At 72.4% G+C, this 15,624-nt stretch carries 11 protein-coding genes; 10 read left to right on the forward strand and 1 reads right to left on the reverse strand.

Annotated features, from left to right (window positions below; genetic code table 11):
- Positions 1-493: 493 nt before the first annotated feature.
- The 5 genes from BKI49_RS22935 to BKI49_RS22955 all read left to right on the forward strand — a co-directional run bounded on the left by BKI49_RS22935 (position 494) and on the right by BKI49_RS22955 (position 7,084).
- Complete coding sequence (locus BKI49_RS22935) at positions 494-1,738, forward strand: helix-turn-helix domain-containing protein (RefSeq protein ID WP_095936146.1); 1,245 nt, start codon at positions 494-496, stop codon at positions 1,736-1,738.
- 1,087 nt (positions 1,739-2,825) lie between these two features.
- Positions 2,826-3,815: a malate dehydrogenase gene (locus BKI49_RS22940; protein ID WP_095936147.1), complete on the forward strand. Its 990-nt coding sequence runs from the start codon at positions 2,826-2,828 to the stop codon at positions 3,813-3,815.
- A gap of 204 nt (positions 3,816-4,019) precedes the next feature.
- On the forward strand, positions 4,020-5,696 hold the full coding sequence (locus tag BKI49_RS22945) for a hypothetical protein (RefSeq protein ID WP_095936148.1): 1,677 nt from the start codon (positions 4,020-4,022) through the stop codon (positions 5,694-5,696).
- On the forward strand, positions 5,696-6,058 hold the full coding sequence (locus BKI49_RS22950; RefSeq protein ID WP_095936149.1) for a hypothetical protein: 363 nt from the start codon (positions 5,696-5,698) through the stop codon (positions 6,056-6,058). The genes BKI49_RS22945 and BKI49_RS22950 overlap by 1 nt, the downstream gene beginning before the upstream one ends.
- A gap of 33 nt (positions 6,059-6,091) precedes the next feature.
- Positions 6,092-7,084 (forward strand): hypothetical protein, encoded by a 993-nt coding sequence (locus BKI49_RS22955; protein ID WP_257004914.1) that lies wholly within the window; start codon positions 6,092-6,094, stop codon positions 7,082-7,084.
- Here the strand turns inward: BKI49_RS22955 and BKI49_RS22960 are convergent.
- A complete protein-coding gene (locus tag BKI49_RS22960) occupies positions 7,081-8,007 on the reverse strand; it encodes a bifunctional helix-turn-helix transcriptional regulator/GNAT family N-acetyltransferase (protein WP_095936150.1) in 927 nt (308 codons plus the stop codon). The two genes, BKI49_RS22955 and BKI49_RS22960, sit on opposite strands and share 4 nt — an antisense overlap.
- A 297-nt stretch (positions 8,008-8,304) precedes the next feature.
- Here BKI49_RS22960 and BKI49_RS22965 point away from each other — a divergent pair, with 297 nt between their 5' ends.
- The 5 genes from BKI49_RS22965 (at position 8,305) to BKI49_RS22985 (ending at position 15,541) form a co-directional block, all read left to right on the forward strand.
- A complete protein-coding gene (locus tag BKI49_RS22965; protein WP_095936151.1) occupies positions 8,305-9,816 on the forward strand; it encodes an aldehyde dehydrogenase family protein in 1,512 nt (503 codons plus the stop codon).
- 77 nt (positions 9,817-9,893) lie between these two features.
- Positions 9,894-11,417, forward strand: a complete 1,524-nt coding sequence (locus tag BKI49_RS22970) for a GMC family oxidoreductase (RefSeq protein ID WP_095936152.1) — start codon at positions 9,894-9,896, stop codon at positions 11,415-11,417.
- Positions 11,417-12,640, forward strand: coding sequence for a quaternary amine ABC transporter ATP-binding protein (locus BKI49_RS22975; RefSeq protein ID WP_095936153.1), 1,224 nt, complete (start codon positions 11,417-11,419; stop codon positions 12,638-12,640). Before BKI49_RS22970 ends, BKI49_RS22975 begins: the two co-directional genes overlap by 1 nt.
- The gene (locus BKI49_RS22980; protein WP_095936154.1) at positions 12,640-14,583 is read left to right on the forward strand and encodes an ABC transporter permease; all 1,944 of its coding nucleotides are present in this window, start codon (positions 12,640-12,642) and stop codon (positions 14,581-14,583) included. Before BKI49_RS22975 ends, BKI49_RS22980 begins: the two co-directional genes overlap by 1 nt.
- Before the next feature lies 1 nt (position 14,584).
- Positions 14,585-15,541 (forward strand): ABC transporter substrate-binding protein, encoded by a 957-nt coding sequence (locus tag BKI49_RS22985; RefSeq protein WP_095936155.1) that lies wholly within the window; start codon positions 14,585-14,587, stop codon positions 15,539-15,541.
- Positions 15,542-15,624 lie beyond the last annotated feature (83 nt).

Consider the following 15,624-nt stretch of genomic DNA (forward strand, 5'->3'; position numbering starts at 1 on the left):
GAGCTCCGGGAACCGCGGCCGGGCGGCGGGTGCCGTCCGGTTCTCGCTCCCGGCTCGCCGTTCCTGCTCCGTCCCGACGCTCCTGCTCCGTCCCGCCGTCCGCGGTGGTGCCGTCGCTGCCGGGGGAGCCGAGTGCTTCCGTGGTCCCTGAGGTCGCTCTTGTGTTCCCGTTGTGTCGATGTCTTGACAAGTTGGAGGATGTGCACTGATCCACGGCAACAGCCGGGATAACGTGGGCAATCCGGGCGGTTGGGGCGTCCTGATGGGGGCAGGGGGTTCGGCCGGTCGTACAAGATGCCGGTGGGACACTGGACCGCGGTCCGGCGGGCGTGCAACGGTGCATGCCCCGGTTCGATGCTCCCGTGCGCCCCCATCCCGGGAACTGAGATCCTGACCGTGCGCATCCCTGTGGGTAGCCAGAACGGGGACTCGGCGGAGGCGCCGTGCGCAGGGGGAACAGTCGTGCATGTACGGGGGGAAGAGGGGGGAAGCAATGCCTCGTTGGAGGGCCTTGCCGGATGAACTCGATCCGCAGGTCAAGGAGTTCGCCAGTCAGCTGCGCCGGCTTGTGGACCGGAGCGGTCTGAGCGTCGCCGCTGTGGCCGACCGCACGGGCTACAGCAAGACGTCCTGGGAGCGATACCTCAACGGACGGCTTCTCGCGCCCAAGGGCGCGATCGTCGCGCTCGCCGAGGTGACCGGGACGAATCCCGTCCATCTGACGACCATGTGGGAGCTGGCCGAGCGTGCGTGGAGCCGCTCGGAGATGCGCCACGACATGACCATGGAGGCGATCCGGATCTCCCAGGCGCGTGCCGCGCTCGGTGAGTTCGGGCCGGGGCCGGGGCCGGGGGCGGCTCCGGGCAAGGGGGGCAGCGGGCGGCAGGCCACGCGCAAGGGCGGCAGTACGACCGTGACGCCCGGGGTCGCCGGGCCTGCGGGGGTGTCGCCCACGGCGCCGTCGTCCGGGCCGTCGGGATCGTCCGGCTCGTCGGGGTCTTCTGTGTCCTCCGTGCCGGTGCAGCCGACCGGGCCGGACGCGGGCGAGTCGTCCTCGTACGGGAGTGGTGCGCGGGGCGGCAGTTGGGGAGTCGTTCCCTCGCCGTCGGATCCGGTGGGGCGGTACGGGCCCTCCGCGTCGGCCGGACCGGCCCGGCCCGGTGGACCGGCGGGGCCGGGCGAGGGGCCGGGCGGGCCTCAGGACGCGCGGCCCCCAGGAGCGCGCCGTGCGGCGGCGGACGCGGCGCGGCGGAAGCGGCGGCTGACGATGTTCCTCGCGGGGGTCGTGGGGGCGCTCGTGGTGGTCGCTGTGGCCGTGTTCCTCACCAATGGGGACGACAAGAAGGAGGCGGGCGGTACGCCGAAGTCGCCCGCGACCTCCGCGGCCGCCAATCCCGATCTGCCGGCCGGGGTCAAGTGCAGCGGGGCCGAGTGCACCGGCAAGGACCCGGAGAACATGGGCTGCGGCGGCGAACTGGCCAGGACGACGTCCAGCGCGACGGTCGGTACGGCGCTCGTCGAGGTGCGCTACAGCAAGACCTGCGGTGCTGCCTGGGCCCGCATCACCCAGGCCGCGGCCGGTGACCAGGTGGACGTGTCCTCGGGCAGCGCGGCGAAGCAGACCGGGGCGGTCCAGGCGGACACGGACGCCTACACGCCGATGGTGGCGGTGAAGGACGCGGGCGACGCGACGGCGTGCGCGACGCTGAAGTCCGGGCAGAAGGGCTGCACGAAGTAGCGGTTGTCGCGGGGGCGTTTCGCTGTCTGTCCGGTGGGTGGGTTGCCGCCGGTCCGGTGGGTGGGTCGGGGCCGTGCGCGTTCCGCCGGTGGGTGGTTCGGTCGCCTTCGGTCCGGTGGGTGGGTCGGGTCCGTGCCGGTGATCCGCCCGTTGCAGCCCTTGTGTGGTCCGGCGAGTCAGTGCGGTGGGTTGGTGGCGCCGTCCGCAACGGGCATGTGATGCACCGGCACGGCCCCTTCCGTGAAAGGGCGACTGCGGGTGTGAGTGGGGTGCGGATACGGGCGCGGGTGCGAGTGGGGTGCGGATACGCGTGCGGGTCCGGATACGGGTGCGAGTGGGGCCAGGGGGCCTGGTAGCCACGGCCCGTCCGGCGGCAGCTCCCATCCGGCGCTAGCCCCGTGCTGTCCGGCGGCAGCTCCCGTCCCGTCCCGCCCCGCGGCAGTTACTGTCCCGTCCGGCGGCAGCTCCTGCGCCTTTCGACGTCGGCTCCCGTCCCGTCCGGCGCTGGCTCCTGTCCCGCCCCGCCTTGAGGGCAGGGAGCCACCCTCCAGCCCGTCCGGCGTTTGAGGACGAGGCCGTCCAGGCCGATCTGGGTCAGGTCCGGGTGCCTTACGAGTTCCGGTGGGCCCCCGGCCCGTCCCGCCCGGGAGCAGAGGACGCCCCCCTCAGCCCGTCCGGCGTTTGAGGACGAGGCCGTTCAGGCCGATCGGGGCCGGGGACGTACAGAGGGCGCGGGAACGCGGGGCGCATGGTCCGGAGGGATCGGGGCAGGCGTTCCGTACCCCACGGGATCCGGCGTCGTCCGGGAGGGGCAACCCTCCCGGACACCGCCCCGGTGACCCCGGTGGCGGCCGCCGCGCCCCCTCTCCCGGACCGGCGGCCGCCACCGCTCGGGCGGTCTGTGGGCTGGGCCACACGAACCCGGACGTCCGGGGTGCTGGAGGCGCGATAGCCTGACGGGCGGATCTCTCTTGACGCCGAGAGATCGATCATCGGAACCTTTGATCGATCATTGCGGCGGTTGCCAGGGACGATCCTGCACCCGGGGCAGGGACGCCCCACCGCCAGCTGTCATACGGAGAACGCCATGACCCGCACTCCCGTGAACGTCACCGTCACCGGCGCGGCCGGCCAGATCGGTTACGCCCTGCTCTTCCGCATCGCCTCCGGCCAGCTGCTCGGCGCGGACGTGCCGGTCAAGCTGCGCCTCCTGGAGATCACGCCGGCGCTGAAGGCCGCCGAGGGCACCGCCATGGAGCTCGACGACTGCGCCTTCCCGCTCCTTCAGGGCATCGACATCACGGACGACCCGAACGTCGCCTTCGACGGCACCAACGTCGGTCTGCTCGTCGGCGCCCGCCCGCGTACCAAGGGCATGGAGCGCGGTGACCTCCTGGAGGCCAACGGCGGCATCTTCAAGCCGCAGGGCAAGGCCATCAACGACCACGCCGCGGACGACGTCAAGATCCTGGTCGTCGGCAACCCGGCGAACACCAACGCGCTCATCGCGCAGGCCGCCGCCCCGGACGTACCGGCCGAGCGCTTCACGGCCATGACCCGCCTGGACCACAACCGCGCGCTGACCCAGCTCGCGAAGAAGACGGGCAGCACGGTCGCCGACATCAAGCGTCTGACCATCTGGGGCAACCACTCCGCCACCCAGTACCCCGACATCTTCCACGCCACGGTCGCCGGCAAGAACGCCGCCGAGGTCGTGGGCGACGAGAAGTGGCTGGCCGAGGACTTCATCCCGACCGTCGCCAAGCGCGGTGCCGCGATCATCGAGGCCCGTGGCGCGTCCTCCGCCGCCTCGGCCGCCAACGCCGCCATCGACCACGTGTACACGTGGGTCAACGGCACCGCGGACGGCAACTGGACCTCGATGGGCATCCCGTCGGACGGTTCCTACGGTGTGCCGGAGGGTCTCATCTCCTCCTTCCCCGTCACCACCAAGGACGGCCAGTACGAGATCGTCCAGGGCCTGGACATCAACGAGTTCTCCCGCGCCCGCATCGACGCGTCGGTGAAGGAGCTGGAGGAGGAGCGCGAGGCCGTTCGCGCCCTCGGCCTCATCTGAGCCACCCGCACCTGCGTCGGCCCCCGCCCGGGAAGCGATACCGGGCGGGGGCCGACGCGTGCGTAGGGAAAGTACGTATCGAACATGCGTGCTTTGTCGCCATAAAGAAGGGTGCAGCAGGGGCAGACCTCACTATCGTCGTGACGTGCGAGCCGCCCAGAGAACCGGGGGGCGGCCGGGGGAAACACGGCGGGGGTGGTCCCAGTGACGGGATCCGGGCGACGGTACGCGCACAGCGAGGCCACTCGGCTGCTGTGCGCCGGGGCCCATCTGGATTCGGCCTTCCGGGCCAGGGTGATCGACGAACTCGTCGGGCACGAGGAGCGCCCCGCGGCGCCGTCCCTCGGTGTGGACGTCGTCGCCGTGCTCGCCCACGCGTTACGGGCGCGCCGCCGGGAGGCCTCGACGGGGGTCGCGCTGCTCGTGATCTGGGCCTCGTTCCTCGCCGTGGAGACGTCGGTGGCGGACCCCGGGGGCATCGCGATGCTGTCCGGCTCCGTCGCGGTGCTGTACTACGCGTCGGTCTGCGTGCTCCTCTGGCTCGCGCGGGCCGCCTCCGGCTGGGGCACCACGATGTACGCCGTGAGCCGGGACGAGACCGCACGCCTCCACCTGCCGCGGCGGGCGACCGCCTGGGGGCTCACCTTCGTGGCGCGGTTCCTGGAACTCGGCTACTGGACCTACGCGCTCGCCAGCCTTCCCGACGACCCCTTCGCGCTGCTCTTCCCGCTCCTGATGGCCTTCGTGGTCGGCCTGCACCGTGCCCGCGTGGCCGAGGTCATGGGCGTCGAACTCGCCCGTGACGCCTTCGCCCGCACCTCGGTCCCGCTGCCCAGGGGGAGCGAGCGCGAGACGCGTATCGCGCGTGCCGTCACCTGGGAGCAGCACGCCGGCGTCGCGCTCTACGACGCGTACCGGCCCTTCGTCGGCGCCGGAAAGCCGTACGAGCCCTGGTCGTTCGCCATGGAGATCACCCCCGCCCGGAAAGCGGGGGACAGTCTGGACGGACTCCTGCCGGACCAGCGCGTCGACGGGTCGGCGAACGGGCAGCGGACCGCGGTGAGGCTGACGAACCGGCAGATCCTCGACCTGGTCGTGCCGAAGCTGGAGGCGCTGCGCGATTCCGCCGCGCGGACCAGCCGGGACCGGCTCAAGGACCTGGAGGTGGAGGAATTCGTCTATCTGCCGTCGGGCGTGGGCCGGTACGAGGGCGTGTACGAGCCGTCGTCCGCCCGGGCGCACCTCGACGGGGCGGTGGACGAGGGCGGCGAGGCCCGCCGCCACTTCCTGCGCATCCGGATCGGCGCGTGGGACGAGCAGGTCGTGGTGTCGGTACTGGTCCGCGTGCACACCCAGGGCGGCATGCTCGTCCTGGAGGTCGTGCCGCACGTCCTCGGGCCGGTCGACGAGGAGTATCGGCGGGTGGACGCCATCGCGGCCGCCCGGGACGGCGGAACGCGCCGTGAGGTGGTGCGGACCCTGCTGTCCGCCCCCGCGACGGGCGTGGTGGCCGGACTGTCCGGGCTGTTCACGCTCGTCCAGTGCCTGCGCGTCTGGCTGGCCCGGCCCGAACAGGCCCCGCCGGACGCGCCGTTGGTGTCCGTGCGGGAGATGGGCAGCACCGATCGGCTGTCCCTCTTCCAGGAGATGGACGTCAGCCGCTACATCAAGACCGTCCAGGACCGCATCGCGAGCGGGGTCCGTGAGGCTCTGCGGCGCAGCGGCTGCGAGACGGGACTCTTCGAGCAGAACATCGTCAACGTCGCCGCGGGCGGCCAGTTCATCGGGCAGATGAGCGGCGGCAACGTGGTGGGCCGGATCAGCAAGAGCGCGGTCGCCATGGGCAGTGGCGGAGCGTCGTACACGGAGGGGGACCAGTGATGGGCGACGGTACGGACGGACGGGTCGAACGGATCACCCGCAGCGCGGTGAACTTCGGTGACCACGGCAGGGCCGAGTACCACGAGGCGCCGCGCGCGAGCGCCGCCGACGGGACCGCGGCGGAGCTCCTGGAGGCGGTGCGCACCCTGCGGGACCATCTGCGGCTGCTCACCGCGACGGACGACACGGCCGGGCTCGACGGCGAACTCGCCGTGGTGCAGGGGGAGATCGAGCGCACGGGCCGGGCGGACCCGGCGCGGCTCGGACGGCTGCGCATGCGGCTGGAGACCGCCGCGGCGGCGGTCGCGGGGCTGGCCTCGACGGCCGCCGTCGTGCAGGTGATCGCACAGCTCGCGGGCTAGCGGCAGCGGTCCGGAAAGAACGGGGGTGACGAGATGACACAGCGGTGGGACGCGGACCGTCAGCGGTGGATCGACGACGACGGGACCGGCGTGCGCGACGGGAGCGGCGCCGCGGGCGGATCCGGTGCCGCGGGGGCGCCGCCGGACGCGCAGGCGCAGTGGTGGGCGTCCGCGCCGACCCAGGCGGGGACCCTGCGCCCGGACGGGTATCCGCCCGCGGTTCCTCCCCCGCCGCCACAGCTCCCGCAGCAGCCGCCTCAGCTGCCGCAGCAGGCGCCGTACCCGTTTCCGCAGCCGCCCGTGCCCGGTCCGGCTCCCGGCCGAGGCCGCCCGCCCTCCGGCGGGGCGGACTCGCGCCGGCTGCTCGTGGTGATCGTGGCCGTGGCCGTCCTCGCGGGCGGGGTGGGCGGCGGAGTATGGGCGCTGACCAGGGACGACAAGGGAGGCCGTACGGACGCCGGCGCGTCGTCGCCGGCGGTGACCGTCACGGCCACGCAGCCGGCGCCCCCGCAGGAGACCGGGCAGGCCTCCGGCAGCGACGACACCTTCGCCGACTCGGCGCAGCCCACCGTCGCGGCACCCGCGCCCGGGTACAGCCGGGCGGTGGACCCGGTCGGCTACACGGTGGACGTGCCGGACGGGTGGGCGCGCAAGGAGGAGCGGGGCAAGCTGGCGCAGGTCGTCACGTACACGTCCCCCGGTGGTGACCGCAGGCTGATGCTGTTCGAGGTCAAGGAGAACTCCCTGGCCGAGTCGATGGACAAGGCCGAGACGATCTGGGGGAAGCTGAACGGCTATCAGTTCCTGGGACGGCAGTCGGGCTCCGACTGGATCGAGGTCACCTACCGTTACGACAGCAAGGACAACGGACCCACGCACGTCGTCGACCACCGCTTCCGGGCCGCCGACGGCACGCTGTACGCGATCAACGCGAGCGGCCCCGAGGGCGGCGACATGACCGGTGACCTGACGACGGCCGTGAACTCCTTCTGCCCCACCGGCGCCGACTGCGCGAACGGTTCCTAGGGCTTTGCCGCGGAGGGCAGCCGCTTCTCGAACCAGTGGGCCGCGTACACGTTGTCGTCGTACCGCGGGATCTCCGTGTACCCGCACGCCCGGTACATGGCCTGCGCCTCGGTGAGCACCGCGTGCGTGTCGAGCCGGACGACGGTGCAGCCGAGTGCGCCGGCGTGCTCCTCGAGGCCGCGCAAGACGCGCCGCGCGAGGCCGAGGCGGCGGGCGTCGGGGTGCACCCACACATGCCGGATCTCGCCCACTCCCGGTTCGAGCCGGCGCAGTGCCCCGCAGGCCACGGGCCGTCCCTCCTCGTAGGCGACGAGGAAGGCGCCGGCGTCCCCCGACACCTCGTGGGGCCGGACGAGGGCGGCGGGGTCGAAGCCCTCGGGGAAGCGGGCGTCGATGTCGGCGGCGTAGGCGGCGAGGCAGTCGCGGGCGTCGCGCGAGGCGCCGTCGACGCGTACGACCGTGATCGCGGCGAGCCGCAGGAGCCGCTGGGCGGCACCGAGGGCGGCGGTCAGCTCGTCGCGCTGCCGACCGCCGAGTCCGGCGAGCAGTCCCTCCGCCAGCTCGTCGGCCAGCCGGTTCTGCTCGGTCACCTCGGTCCGTCCGGCCGCGGTGAGTTCGGCGACCCGCAACCGGTTGTCGTGCGGGTGGACCGTCACCCGGACGAGTCCCTGTGTCTCCAGGGCTCGCACCATGCGGCTCAAGTACCCGGCGTCCAGGCCGAGTCGGCTCCTCAGCTCGCGCAGCGAGGCGCCCTCGCCGCCGATCTCGAACAACAGCCGGGCCTCGCCGAGCGGGCGGTCCTGGCCGAGGTAGTGGTCGTCGAGCGCGCCGATGCGGCGGGTGAAGTAGCGGTTGAAGCGGCGCAGCGCATGCACGTGATGGGCCGGCGGGGGCGCTGACGGGTTCGCTGACACGGGCTCCATATTCCTTTGACTTTAGTCAAAGGAAAGTTCGGCGTCCAGGGTGTGGTGGGTCCGGAGCCCGGTACCCGTACTCGGGGTGTCGGGCTCGCTCGGGGCCGCTCTCCTGGCTTCCGGTCACTCTCGGTAGAGGATTTCAGCTGTTCTGGCCCGATTTGCTGGGACTTTTCAGTGACCCGGGGCACTTTTGGTGACCGGTTGTGCATGCATCCCAGGTCGGGGGGCAGGTGCTCCCGGTCCCCAAGGGCGACATGCGTGTGACCCGGGGGCATGGAACAGGAACGGAAGGCAACACCGATCATGGCCGGACAGCAGGCAGAACAGACCATCCACGTGGGCGGCGAATGGCGCGACGCCGTCTCCCGCGCCACCCGGGAGATCCTCGATCCCGCCGATGCCAAGCCGTTCGCCGTGGTCGCGGAGGGTGACGAGCGGGATGCGGACGCGGCCGTCGAGGCGGCCCGCCGCGCCTTCGACGAGGGCCCCTGGCCCCGTACCCCCACCGCCGACCGGGCCGCCCTGCTCCGTCGCGTCGCCGACCTCCTGGTGCGCGACCGCGAGGAGCTCGGGCTGCTCGAGAGCCGTGACGCGGGCAAGACCGTCGAGGAGGGCCGCGTCGACATCGACTGCGTCGCCGACGCCTTCCGCTACTTCGCCGATCTCGTCGTGGGCGAGGGCGGCGGGCGGGTCGTGGACGCCGGGACCGACGAGGTCCACAGCGTCGTCGTGCACGAGCCGGTCGGCGTGTGCACGATGATCACCCCCTGGAACTACCCGCTGCTCCAGGCCAGTTGGAAGATCGCCCCCGCGCTCGCCGCCGGGAACACCTTCGTCGTCAAGCCGAGCGAGATCACCCCGCTGACGACCGTCGCCCTGATCCGGCTGCTCGCCGAGGCCGGACTCCCGGCCGGCGTCGCCAACATCGTCACCGGACCCGGCCAGAGCGTCGGCGCGCGCCTCGCCGAGCACCCCGGCGTCGACCTCGTCTCCTTCACCGGCGGGCTCGTCAGCGGGACCAAGGTGGGCCAGGCCGCCGCGGCGGGCGTCAAGAAGGTCGCCCTGGAGCTGGGCGGCAAGAACCCGAACGTCGTCTTCGCCGACGCCTGCGCGACCGAGGAGGGTTTCGACACCGCGGTCGATCAGGCCCTCAACGCCGCCTTCATCCACAGCGGCCAGGTCTGCTCGGCCGGTTCGCGGCTCATCGTCGAGGAATCGGTCCGCGAGCGGTTCGTGGCCGAACTCGCCCGCCGGGCCGCCCGGATCAGGCTCGGCCGCGGCACCGAGGACGGCGTCGAGTGCGGCCCGCTCGTCTCCGAGCAGCAGCGCGAGAAGACGGAGGCGTACGTCGCCTCCGCGCTCGCCGAGGGGGCGGTGCTGCGCTCCGGCGGCAAGCGGCCCGAGCCGTCCGACGTGCGGCCCGCCGCCGGCTACTTCTACGAGCCGACCGTCCTCGACCAGTGCCACCGGGACATGAAGGTCGTCCGCGAGGAGGTGTTCGGACCCGTCCTGACGGTGGAGACCTTCCGCACCGAGGACGAGGCCGTCGCCCTCGCCAACGACACCGAGTACGGGCTCGCCGGCGCCGTCTGGACCGCCGACGCGGGCCGCGCCCGGCGCGTCGCCGGACGGCTGCGGCACGGCACCGTCTGGATCAACGACTTCCACCCCTACCTCCCACAGGCGGAGTGGGGCGGTTTCGGAAAGAGCGGTGTGGGGCGCGAACTCGGCCCGGCCGGTCTCGCCGAGTACCGCGAGACCAAGCACGTGTACCAGAACCTGGCGCCCAAGCCGGTCCGCTGGTTCGCGGGCTGACACCGGTCCCCGCCCGGACCGGCCGCGGTCCGGCCCCCGACGCAACCCCCACCACCCGCACCCTGGAGCACGACCACATGCACGAGAACACGTACGACTACGTCGTCATCGGCGGCGGCACGGCGGGCTCCGTGATCGCCTCCCGCCTCACCGAGAACCCCGACGTCACCGTCGCCGTCATCGAAGGCGGTCCCAGTGACGTGGACCGCGACGACGTCCTCACCCTGCGCCGCTGGATGGGCCTGCTCGGCGGGGAACTCGACTACGACTACCCGACGACCCCGCAGCCGCGCGGCAACTCGCACATCCGGCACAGCCGCGCCCGGGTGCTCGGCGGCTGCTCGTCCCACAACACGCTGATCGCGTTCAAGCCGCTGCCGTCCGACTGGGACGAGTGGGAGGCGTCGGGGGCCGAGGGCTGGGGCGCGGTGCCGATGGAGGCGTACTACGCGCGTCTGCTCAACAACATCGTCCCGGTCGACGAGAAGGACCGGAACGCCATCGCACGCGACTTCGTCGACGCCGCTCGGACCGCGCTCGGAGTGCCGCGCGTCGAGGGCTTCAACGAGAAGCCGTTCACCGAGGGCGTCGGCTTCTTCGACCTCGCCTACCACCCCGAGAACAACAAGCGGTCGAGCGCGTCCGTGGCGTACCTGCACCCCGTCATGGACCAGCGGCCCAATCTGACGATCCTGCTGGAGACCTGGGCGTACCGGCTGGAGCTGGACGGGACTCGCGCGACCGGCGTGCACGTGCGCACCAAGGACGGCGAGGAGATCCTCGTGAGCGCGCGGAACGAGGTCGTGCTGTGCGCGGGCGCCGTGGACTCGCCGCGGCTGCTGATGCACTCCGGCATCGGGCCGAAGGAGGACCTGGAGCGGCTCGGCATACCCGTCGCGCACGACCTGCCCGGGGTCGGCGAGAACCTGCTCGACCACCCCGAGTCGGTCATCGTGTGGGAGACCGACGGCCCGATCCCCGAGAACTCCGCGATGGACTCCGACGCGGGCCTGTTCGTCCGCCGGGACCCGGAGCACCAGGGACCCGACCTGATGTTCCACTTCTACCAGGTCCCCTTCACGGACAACCCGGAGCGACTGGGCTACGAACGCCCGGCGCACGGCGTCTCGATGACCCCGAACATCCCCAAGCCGCGCAGCCGCGGCCGGCTGTACCTCACCAGCGCCGACCCGTCCGTCAAGCCCGCCCTGGACTTCCGCTACTTCACGGACGAGGACGACTACGACGGGCGCACCCTCGTCGACGGCATCAAGATCGCCCGCGAGATCGCCAAGTCCGAGCCGCTGGCCGGCTGGCTCAAGCGGGAGGTGTGCCCCGGCCCCGGCATCACGGACGACGAGGAGCTCAGCGCCTACGCCCGCCAGGTCGCGCACACCGTCTACCACCCCGCGGGCACCTGCCGCATGGGTGACCCGGCCGACGAACTCGCCGTCGTGGACCCCGAGCTGCGCATCCGCGGCCTCGACGGGATCCGGATCGCCGACGCGTCCGTCTTCCCGACCATGCCCGCCGTGAACCCGATGATCGGGGTGCTCATGGTCGGGGAGAAGTGCGTCGATCTGATCGGTGGTGGTGAGTGATGAGTACGGCAACCCTCCAGGAGAACAAGGCCGTCGAGCCCGTCTTCTCCGTGCACAACCTGTGGAAGGTGTTCGGCCCGAAGGCCGAGCGCGTCCCCGCGGACCCCGAACTCGCCGCACTCGCCCCCGCCGAGCTGCGCTCGCGCACCGGCTGCACGGCCGCCGTCCGCGACGTCGGCTTCGACGTCCGCAAGGGCGAGGTCTTCGTCGTCATGGGCCTGTCCGGCTCCGGCAAGTCCACCCTGGTCAGGTGTCTGACGCGGCTCATCGAACCGACGTCCGGCAGCCTCGCCATCGACGGCGAGGACGTCCTCGCCATGGACCGGACCCGGCTGCGTGAACTCCGCCGCCACCGCGCCGCGATGGTCTTCCAGCACTTCGGTCTGCTGCCGCACCGCACGGTCCTCGACAACGTCGCCTACGGCCTGGAGATCCAGGGCGTCGGCAAGGAGGAGCGCCGCGCCAGGGCCGCGGAGATCGTCACCAAGGTCGGCCTGGAGGGCCTGGAGCAGCGCAGGCCGGGCCAGCTCTCCGGCGGTCAGCAGCAGCGCGTCGGCCTGGCCCGCGCCCTCGCGGTGGACCCGGAGGTCCTGCTGTTCGACGAGCCGTTCAGCGCGCTCGACCCGCTGATCCGGCGCGACATGCAGGAGGAGGTCGTCCGGCTGCACCGCGAGGAGGGCCGCACGATGGTCTTCATCACCCACGACCTGAACGAGGCCCTGCGCCTGGGCGACCGGATCGCCCTGATGCGCGACGGCAGGATCGTCCAGCTCGGCACCCCCGAGGAGATCGTCGGCTCGCCCGCCGACGACTACGTACGGGAGTTCGTCCGGGACGTCCCGCGCGAGCAGGTCGTGACCGTCCGTACCGCGATGCGGGCGGCGTCCGCGCACGAGACGGGCAGCGGTCCGGCCCTGGCGCCCGACGCGACCGTGTCCCAGGCGATCGAGGCGGTGGCCCGGACCGGCGCCCCCGCCCGGGTCATGGACGGCGGCCGCTGTCTCGGCGTCGTCGACCACGAGCGCCTGCTCGGTGTCGTCGCCGGGACGCAGTCCGGTGCGGGTGACGCGGTACAGGCCGAGTCCGGTCGCGCCGACGCCGCCGGGTCCGGCTCCGGCCGGGACAGCGCGGCCGGAAGCGGGTCCGACCTCGGCGCGGCCACCGGAAGCGGGTCCGACCTCGGCGCCGCCGCCGGAACGGAGCAGGACAAGGAGGTGGTCTGATGGCCACCGTCACCGCGCCGCTCGCCCCTTCCCGGATCGGCGGACTGCTCAGACACCGGGCCGTGGGCAAGCTCCTGCTGCTCGCCGTCGCCGCGGCCGTCGTCGTACCCGTCCTCGACTCCCGCTGGGCCAGCGGCACCTGGCCGCACGCCCTCACCGTCGACCTCGGCGGGCCGCTCGGCCGGACCAGCGACTGGATCATCGACAACCGCGACAGCCACCCGCTGTTCCTGTACTTCTTCGGGTACGTCAGCAACGCCGTCGTCCTGGCCGTGCGCGCCGTCTACCTCGTGCTGCTCGCCGCCGGCTGGGCCGGCGTGACGGCCGTGGCGGCACTCGTCGCCTGGCGGACCGCCGGTGTACGGCTGGCGCTCGGCACGGCCGCGGCGTTCCTCGCCTGCGGCGTGCTCGGCATGTGGGTGCCCACCATGCAGACACTGGCGCTCATGGTGGTCGCCGTCCTCGCGTCCGTGGTCCTGGGCGCACTGCTCGGCCTGGCCGCGGGCCTGTCCGACCGCACGTACCGCGCGCTGCGGCCCGTCCTGGACACCATGCAGGTCCTGCCCGCCTTCGCCTACCTGCTCCCCGTCGTGCTGGTCTTCGGCATCGGCGTCCCCGCGGCCGTGCTCGCCACCGTCGTCTACGCCGCCCCGCCCATGGCCCGCCTCACCGCGCTCGGGCTGCGCGACGCGGACACCGGCGTGATGGAGGCCGTCGCCTCGCTGGGCGCCACCGCCCGGCAGCGGCTGACCACCGCCCGGCTCCCGCTGGCCCGCAAGGAGCTCCTGCTCGGCCTCAACCAGACGATCATGATGGCGCTTTCCATGGCCGTCATCGCGTCCGTGATCGGTGCGGGCGGTCTCGGTGACCGCGTCTACCAGGCCCTCGCCTCCGTCGACGTGGGCGCCGCGCTCGCCGCCGGCATCCCCATCGTGCTGCTCGCCGTCGTCCTGGACCGGGTCACGGCCGCCGCGGGGGAGCGGCTCGGCGAGTCGGAACGCGCCCTCGCGCCCTGGGCGTACGCCGCGGCCGCCGCCGTGGCCGTCGCGGTCGTCGGACGCCTCGCCGGCCGTCTCGACTGGCCCGGATCGTGGGTGGTGGGCATCGCCGAGCCCGTGAACCGGGTCGTCGACTGGATGACGAACCACCTCTACTCCGGCGTCCCCGTCATCGGGGGCACCGCCGACTGGGCGGGCCACTTCACGACCTGGGTCCTCGACCCGCTCCGGGACGGCCTGCTGTGGCTGCCCTGGTGGTCGGTCCTGCTGATCGTCGCCGCTCTGGCCTGGCTGATCGGCACCTGGCGCACCGCGCTCACCGCCGTCCTCGCCATGGCCGCGATCGGCGTGCTGGGCGTGTGGAAGCCGTCCCTGGACACGCTGTCGCAGGTCCTCGCGGCCGTGGCGGTGACCCTGGTGCTGGGCTTCGCCACCGGTATCGCGGCGGCGCGCAGCGAGCGCGTCGAGCGGCTGCTGCGGCCCGTGCTGGACGTCTTCCAGACCATGCCGCAGTTCGTCTACCTGATCCCGGTGGTGGCGCTGTTCGGCGTGGGCCGCGCGCCCGCCGTCGCCGCGGCCGTCGTCTACGCCCTGCCCGCCGTGGTCCGCATCACCACCCAGGGGCTGCGCGCGGTGGACCCCGCCGCACTGGAGTCGGCCCGCTCGATGGGCGCGACCAGCGGTCAGCAACTGCGCCAGGTCCAGCTTCCGCTGGCCCGGCCGGCCCTGCTGCTCGCCGTCAACCAGGGCGTCGTGCTCGTCCTCGCCGTGGTCATCATCGGCGGTCTCGTCGGCGGTGGAGCGCTCGGCTACGACGTCGTCTTCGGTCTGGCGCAGGGCGACCTGGCGACCGGACTGGTCGCCGGCGCCGCGATCGTCTGCCTCGGCCTGATGCTCGACCGGGTGACCCAGCCCACCGAACGCCGCGCGAAGAAGGGAGCGTGACATGCGATTTCGTACCACCGCCGCGGTGGCGGGCGGATCGGCGCTCCTGCTGCTGACCGGCTGCGGCGCCGCCGACATGACCAAGCAGGCCTCGCCGTTCGCGAACGCCCAGGGCACGAAGACGGTCACCCTGTCCGTGCAGTCCTGGGTGGGCGCGCAGGCCAACGTGGCCGTCGCCCAGTACCTGCTGGAGCACGAGATGGGCTACCGCGTCGACACCGTCCAGGTCGACGAGGTCCCCGCCTGGGACGCGCTCAGCCAGGGCCGCGTCGACGCGATCCTGGAGGACTGGGGCCACCCCGACCAGGAGAAGCGGTACGTCGACGACAAGAAGACGATCACGAAGGGCGGACAGCTCGGGGTGACCGGGCACATCGGCTGGTACGTCCCGACGTACTTCGCCGAGCAGCACCCGGACGTGACCGACTGGAAGAACCTCGACAAGTACGCCGACCAGTTGCGTACGGCCGAGAGCGGCGGCAAGGGCCAGCTCCTGGACGGCTCCCCGTCCTACGTCACCAACGACAAGGCGCTGGTGAACAACCTGAAGCTGAACTACCAGGTGGTGTTCTCGGGTTCCGAGGCGGCGCAGATCACCCAGATCAAGCAGTTCGCCAAGGAGAAGAAGCCCTTCCTCACCTACTGGTACTCCCCGCAGTGGCTCTTCGAGAAGGTCCCGATGACGGAGGTGAAGCTCCCCGCCTACAAGGAGGGCTGCGACGCCGACGCCGCGAAGGTCGCCTGCGCCTATCCGCACACCCCGCTCCAGAAGTACCTCAACACGGACTTCGCGAAGAGCGGCGGCAAGGCGGCGGACTTCCTGAAGAAGTTCAAGTGGACGACCGAGGACCAGAACGAGGTCTCCCTGATGATCGCCAACGACAAGCTGACGCCCGAGGAGGCGGCGAAGAAGTGGGTGGGCAGCCACGAGTCGACGTGGCGGGCGTGGCTGCCCTGACCCTGCCTGCTTCCGCAGCCCCCGCCGCCGGAGTCCCGTCGGCGGCGGGGGTCCCGCCCACCGCCGGCGTCCCGCCGACGGTG

The sequence above is a fragment of the Streptomyces sp. Tue6028 genome (assembly GCF_002300165.1).
GTDB classification, from domain to species: domain Bacteria; phylum Actinomycetota; class Actinomycetes; order Streptomycetales; family Streptomycetaceae; genus Streptomyces; species Streptomyces siamensis.